Here is a 7,327-nt window from a genome sequence, read left to right on the forward strand (position 1 = left end):
GGGGGAGGGGCGCAATACCCCGGCATGGCGCGCGATCTCTACGAGACGGAGCCGGTCTTTGCCGAATGGATGGACCGGGGTCTTGATCACCTGCAGCCGCAGATCGACGCTGACATTCGCGCGCTCTGGCTGGCCAGGGGGCCGGCGGCAGAGCAGGCCGAAGCCCGCCTGCGCCGCCCCTCACTGCAACTGCCGCTCATCATGATCGTGGAATACGCGCTGGCACGTCTTTGGCAAAGCTGGGGTCTCGAGCCTGCCGCGATGGTGGGCCATTCCATGGGCGAAAACGTCGCCGCCTGTCTGGCCGAGGTGATGTCCTTCGAGGATTGCATCGACCTCGTGCTGCTGCGCGGGCAGCTTTTCGACAGCGTGCCCGAAGGCGGCATGATCAGCGTGAGCGCATCGCGCAGCGACATCGCGGCGCACCTCGGACCGGACCTCGATCTTGCCGGGGTGAACGGGGCGGAACTGGTGACCGTTTCGGGGCCGCGGGCTGCATTGCGCGACCTGGAAAAGCGGCTCGATGCGGCTGACATCGACTGGCAGCCGGTACATATCGACATCGCCGCCCATTCAAGGATGTTGGACCCGATCCTCGACCGTTACCGCGATTTCCTGTGCGGGATCGACCTTTCGGCGCCCCGGATCACGGTGATGTCGAACCGCACGGGCGAGCCGCTGACCCCCAAACAAGCGACCGACCCGGACTACTGGGTGGCGCAGCTTCGCCAGCCTGTGATGTTCGCCGATTGCCTCACCCGGCTCGCTGCCGAAGGCCCCCTCGTCTATCTGGAGGTGGGCCCGGGGCGTACGCTGGGGGCACTGGCCGGGATGCACGGCGATATCGCGCCCGCACAGGTGCTCAACACCCTGCGCCACCCCACGCAGGACATCGAGGATGACGCGTGGTTTGTCGGTACGGTCGCGCGGCTCTGGGCCTGCGGGGTCGAGGCGGACTGGACCCATATCTGGGGCACGGCAGGGCGCAACCGCGTGGTGCTGCCGACCTATGCGTTCCAGCGGGCGCGCTATTTCATCGAACCGGGCGAACAGGCGGTCTTGCCCCCGGTGGCTGAGCCCGAGCGGATCGACGATATCGGGCATTGGGGTCACGTGCCGCGCTGGCGGCAGCGCCATGCCGCCGGGGGCGAAGAGGCGCTGGAAGCGCTGGCGGAGCATTCGCAACGGTGGCTCATGTTCATGGACCGCTCAGGGCTGGCCCAAGGGGTTGCTTCCCGCTTGCGGGACGCCGGCCATGAGGTCATCGAGGTGATCGCCGGGGATGCGTTCGCGCAGGTCTCCCCCCATCGCTTTGCTTTGGCGCCGGAACAGGGGCGGGCGGGCTATGCCCAATTGCTGGCCGCGCTCGAAGAGGCCGACCGCCTGCCGGAGCGGATCGGGCATTTCTGGCTGGCCGAGCAGAACCCGTGGCTGCGCCCGGGCAGCAGCGCCTTCGACCGGAATATCGAACAGGGCTATTGGAGCGTCACATGGCTGGGGCAGGCATTGGCAGAGACGATGCCGGAGGCGCCCGTGCATCTGACCGTCTTTACCTGCGGTGCGGTCAGCGTGCGGGATGAGGCGCTGAGCGAACCGGAAAAGGCCATGGTAGTGGGGCCAGCCGGTGTACTGCCGAGGGAGGTTTCCGGCCTCACTTGCGCAATCGTCGACATCGAAGCCCCCGCCGAACCGGAAGCCGGAGAGGGCTGGCTAGCTCGTTGGATACAGCCCGACGGGGGGGACGAAGAAGAGGGCGATGCCCTGCTGACGGGCCTCATGCTCGAAGAATTGCTGGCCGACCCGCGCAACCTGCAGGCGGCCCACCGGGGCAGCCGCCGCTACGAATTGTCCTATCGCGCTCTTCCTTTGCCAGATGCTTCTGCCGCGGAGGAGGCACCGCTTTACCGTGATGGCGGCGTCTATCTCATTACCGGGGGCTTCGGCGGGATCGGTCAGGCGCTGGCGGCTGACATCCTTCAGGACAGGTCCGCCCATGTGGTGCTGCTGTCCCGCAGCGCATTGCCGCCCCGGGCGGAGTGGGACGATCTGCTTTCATCTACCCCGGCGGGTGGCGGCACCGCGCGGCGCATCCGGGCCTTTTGTCGGTTGGAGGCGCTGGCCGCCAAGGGCGGCGGCAGCGTCACCCTTGCCACCGCAGATGTCGTCAATCTGGCCCAGATGCGCCGGGTGATCGGCGATCTTGCCGAGCGTTTCGGGGGCATCACCGGCGTCATTCACGCCGCCGGGCGGCTTCACGATGCGCCTTTGCTGGGCAAGACCGATGCTGAGATGGAGGCGGTCCTCGCCCCCAAGGTACAGGGGCTGCGGGTGCTCGACCGGCTTCTGCCGGATGGCACGCTCGACTGGATGGTGCTGTTTTCGTCGACCAGTACAGCGATCCGCGCTGCCGGGCAGGCGGATTATGTCGCGGCAAACGCATGGCTCGATGCCTATGCGCAGGCCCGTCGCGGCGGGCGTATCCGCGTTGTGACGATCAACTGGGGTGTCTGGGCAGATACCGGCATGGCGGCGCGGCTGCTGCCCGGCCGGCCCGCGGATGTTTTACCGGCCCGCAGGTTGGAGGGGGCAGGGGTTCTGGAATCCGTGCAGACGGATCGCAAGGGCGCGCCGGTATACGAAACGATGCTGCATCCCGGGGTCTGGATGTTGGATGATCACCGCACCGCCGATGGTCGCATGGTGCTGCCCGGCACGGGTTATGTGGAGCTTCTGGCCGAAGCCGCCCGCGCGCAGGGGCTCAAGGGCTTCGAGATCGCCGACCTGCATTTCCTGCGCCCGCTGGAACTGGCAAACGACGAAGAGCGCGCCCTGCGGGTGATCCTGCAACCGGGGCCGGATGGGTTCAGCGCAGAGGTCCGCAGCGCCTGCCGCCTCAACGGGCGCGCCGCATGGCAGTTGCACGCCGAAGCGCATCTGTCGCCCCGCAAGACACCGCAGACCCGGGACATCGACCCCGGAGCGATCCGCGCCCGCTGTCTATTGCAGGAAAAGGCGCCGGAAGCGGGGCATCTGACATCCCCCCAGGAGGCGCATCTCGTCTTTGGTCCGCGCTGGCACGTCTTGCGTGAAACCGCGTTCGGGGAAGGCGAGGGGATTGCCCGGCTCAGCCTGCCGCGCTCCTTCGCGGATGACGTCGCGGCGGGGCATCTTTTGCACGCAGGTCTCATGGACCTTGCGACCGGCTGGGCCGTCTCGCTGATCGACAGCTATACACCCGCGCATCTTTGGGTGCCGGTGTCCTACGGGTCCATCACGGTGCATGGGCCGCTCACGGGGCGTTTGTGGTCCTGGGTACGGACGCGCGGGCGTGCCCGGGATGGCGACGGCGTCTTCGACGTCACGATCTGCGATGACTGGGGGCACGTTCTGGTAGAGGTGCGCGGCTTTGCCATGACCCGGCTAGCCGGGGGGCTGAAAGCGTCCGCCCTGACCGAACGCGACGTGACCTTTGCCGAAGACGGCAGGGAAACGCCCGAGCTTACCCCGCAGGAACAGAAGTTCGCGGCGCTCCTGCGCAACGGGATCCGCGGCGTCGAAGGGCCGGGCGCCCTGCGCCGCGCCATGGCGGCAGGGCTGCCGCAGGTCATCGTGTCGTCCATGCCGCTGTCTGCGCTCATCGCGCAGGCGGATATGCCCGTGGCCGCCCCGGCGAAGAAAGGCCGGAGTTTCGAACGGACGGATGTGGACGACAGTTTTATCGCCCCCCGTCCGGGGATCGAGGCGGACCTGGCCGAGATTTGGGAATCGCTGCTGGGTGTTTCCCCGGTCGGAGCGCAGGACAGCTTTTTCGACCTCGGGGGGCATTCGCTCATCGCGGTGCGGCTTTTCGCGGCCATCAAGCGCCGCTTCGGGGTGGAATTCCCCATCTCCACGCTGTTTGAGGCGCCCACCATCACCCTTTGCGCCGCGCTGATCGCCGAGGAAACGGGGCAGAACGCGGGTGCGGGCGAAGACAATGCCCCCGCCACCCTGCGCAAGCCCGAAGCATCCTCCCCCTCGATGCGGCACGCGTATCTGGTGCCGCTCAATCAGGGCGGAGAAGACGAGGCCCCGGCGCTTTTCATCGTGGCTGGCATGTTCGGCAATGTGCTGAACCTGCGCCATCTGGCGATGTCCTTCAGCGGGGAACGTCCCGTCTGGGGCATACAGGCGCGCGGGCTCATCGGGGATGAGCCGCCGCATGAAACCGTACTTGATGCCGCGCGCGACTACCTGACGGAGGTGCGGCAGGTACAACCCAAGGGGCCCTATCTGCTGGCGGGCTATTCGGGGGGCGGGATCACCGCCTATGAGATGGCGCAGCAGCTGCGCGATGCCGGTGAAGAGGTGGCCGTTCTGGCGATGCTCGACACGCCGCTGCCCCTGCGCCCGCCGTTGCAGGCGCAGGACAAGGCGCTCATCAAGCTACAACAGATACGTGAAGCGGGGCCGCGCTATGCGCTCGACTGGTTCCGCGAGCGTCGTGTGTGGAAGCGGCTTCAGGACGAACGCGAGCTGACCGGCAGCGAGGCCCCCGCCCCGGGCGGTGCCGAATTCAACAACCGCAAGATGGAGGATGCTTTCATCGCCGCCACGTCCCGCTATACGCCCCCCCGGTGGGAGGGGCCGATGACCCTGTTCCGTCCGCCGCTCGAACGTCGGTGGAAAGGCGCCGAGGGCCGGTGGATTTCCAGCGAGCGGCACTATGTCTGGCCGGACAATGGATGGCGCGCCCATGCGCCGAGGGTGGAGGTGATCGAAGTGCCCGGAGACCACGACAGCATGGTGCTGACCCCCAATGTAACCGTATTGGTGCAGGAACTGGCGGAGGTCATTCGCATGGCCCTTGACGGCGCGCAGGGCGCTGCGTCCTCCCGCACGACGGCGGCGGAGTAGGCCATGACAGGATTGCCTTCCGACCCCCGGCTGCTGGTCGTCGTGCTGAACTACTGCACGCCGGAGATGACCCTGCGGTCCGCCGCGACCGTTCTGGCCGATCTGCCCGCCGCCAATGCCGAAGTCGCGATCGTTGACAATGCGTCCCCCGACGGGTCGGCGGTCAAGCTGCAACAGGGCATGAGTGAGCGTGGCTGGGATGCCGACCCCCGCGTGCGGCTGATCCTGTCGGATGTGAACGGCGGTTTTGGTGCGGGCAATAATATCGCGGTGCGCGCAGGCATGTCCGACGGCGGAGCGCCGGACTTCGTGATGCTCGTCAATTCGGATGCCTTTCTGGACGAAGGGTGCATCGGCCTCTTGATCGAGCATATGCGCGCCCATCCCCGGGCCGGATTCGCGGGCAGCCAGTTGCGCGGCGAGGACGGACAAGTACACAACAGCGCGTTCCGCTTTCCCTCCGTCGCCGGAGAGTTCGAGACCGCTGCGCGTATCGGTGTGCTCACCCGGCTGCTCTGGCGGCATGTGGTGCCCATGCCGGTGCCCGAAAGAACCGTCCGGGTGGACTGGGTCGCCGGTGCCAGCTTCATGATGCGGATGGAGATGCTGGAGGAAGTGGGTCTCTTTGATGAGACGTTCTTCCTCTATTACGAGGAAACGGACCTTTGCCTGCGCGCGGCCCGCGCCGGGTGGGAGGCTTGGTATGTCCCCGAAGCCCGGGCCATGCATCTGGGTTCGGTTTCCACCGGGTTGCGGGGGGCACAGCGAAAACCGCCCTATTGGTACGATTCGCGGCGGCATTACTTCGTGAAGAACCATGGCCGGGCGGTTCATACGGCAACCGTCATGTCGCATGTGGCGGGCAATCTGCTGCACGGGTTGCGGTGCGTCGTCTCTTTGCGCCGGCCCCTGCAGTCCACCCTGCATCTGGGTGACCTGATGCGCCATTCCATGGGCATTCGGTTCCGCGCGGCTTCGCTCCCCGTGAAAGATGAGGGTGCCCAACCCGAGGATGGAACATGAACAAGAGTTTCACGCCGGACCGCCTCGGCTTCGCTTTGGTCGGTGACGAAAGCCTGACCATCGCCTGCGGTGACATCCTGCTGGACGCGGGCCATTGGATCGCCTGCGTGATCACCCGCGCATCCGCGGTGCGGGACTGGGCCATGGGACGGGACCTGCCGGTGCGCCACGATCCGGGAGAGCTTCCGCCACTCACGCAGGACGCGCCGGTGGATTGGGTGCTTTCCATCGCGAACCTGCGGGTCCTTCCGGATGCCGTTCTGCGCTGCCCGCGCCTTGGGGCAATCAACTTTCACGATGGGCCGCTGCCCGAACGTGCCGGGTTGAACACGCCCGCCTGGGCGCTGTTCGACGGGGCGGATGCGCATGGGGTCACATGGCACCTGATGGAAGGCGGGGTTGACGAGGGTGACGTCCTGGTCCGCGAGGACTTCGGGATCGACGCAGATGAAACCGCGCTGACGCTCAATGCGAAATGCTATGCCGCCGGGCTCGATACCTTTGCCGATGTCCTGCGCCAGATGGAAAAGGGGCGGCTGGACCGCCAGCCGCAGGATCTTTCGAGGCGGCACTATTTTGCAGGCGATGCCCGCCCCGAACGGCTCGGGCTGATTGATGGGCGAGCGTCTGCGTCAGAGGTGCTGCGCGAGATACGGGCGCTCGATTTCGGGGGGCGGTGGAACCCGCTTACCCTGCCGAAACTGATGGCGGGTGAGACCCTTCTTTGCATCGGTTCCGCGGCGGTGAGCGAGGCGCGGGGTGATCCCGGCGAGGTACTGGCCGTGACCGCTCAGGGGATCACGTTGGGCTGTGTGGAAGGTGCGCTCGAGCTTTCGCAGCTTATGACGCCGGAGGGGAAGGCCGTGGATGCGCGGGATCATTTCACCTTTGGCGATGTGCTGGCACCCGTCGAGCGGCTGCCCGATGCGGAACTCCGCGCGACCGCGCGTCACGAAAGCCACTGGCGCCGGGCGCTGGCCGAACTGGACCCGCTGCCTGTACCCCTCGTCCGTGATGGTACCGACGGCGCGCGGGAAACCGTCAGGCTCCGCCTGCCCGAAGGGGCCACCCCGGCAGAAATGCTTGCTGCCGCCGGGCTTGCGATGCTGCGCGGGGCGGGGCGGAAAAGCGGGGATATGGCGCTGCATGTTCCGCGCAATACCTCGCTCCTCGCGGATTGGGTGCCGCTGCGCCTTTCCGCCGCGCCGGAGCAGGCTTTTGCGGAAATCGTAGCCGGGATGGAGGCGGCCCTGTCCGATCCCGCTACGCAATGCGGCTTCTTCGCGGACCTGCCCGCCCGCGATCCAGAGATTGGCGGGCTGCGCGTGCCGCCCTTCGCCCTTTCGCCTAACGGGGGCGATCTGGCAGCGGCACCGCTCTGCCTTGCCCTTACCCCCGGGGGGGCCGT

General features: G+C 67.0%; 3 protein-coding genes. All 3 read left to right on the forward strand.

All coding sequences use genetic code 11. The features are described 5' to 3' along the window. Window positions 1-4,896: KR domain-containing protein (locus A3764_RS10890; protein ID WP_150122141.1), on the forward strand; the 4,896-nt coding region annotated here is incomplete at its 5' end. A gap of 3 nt (window positions 4,897-4,899) precedes the next feature. Continuing rightward, window positions 4,900-5,919: a glycosyltransferase family 2 protein gene (locus A3764_RS10895; protein WP_067920065.1), complete on the forward strand. Its 1,020-nt coding sequence runs from the start codon at window positions 4,900-4,902 to the stop codon at window positions 5,917-5,919. Then, window positions 5,916-7,327: formyltransferase family protein (locus A3764_RS10900; protein WP_269085020.1), on the forward strand; the 1,412-nt coding region annotated here is incomplete at its 3' end. The genes A3764_RS10895 and A3764_RS10900, both read left to right, overlap by 4 nt.

This window comes from Sulfitobacter sp. HI0129, assembly GCF_001635395.1.
Taxonomy (GTDB): Bacteria; Pseudomonadota; Alphaproteobacteria; order Rhodobacterales; family Rhodobacteraceae; genus Sulfitobacter.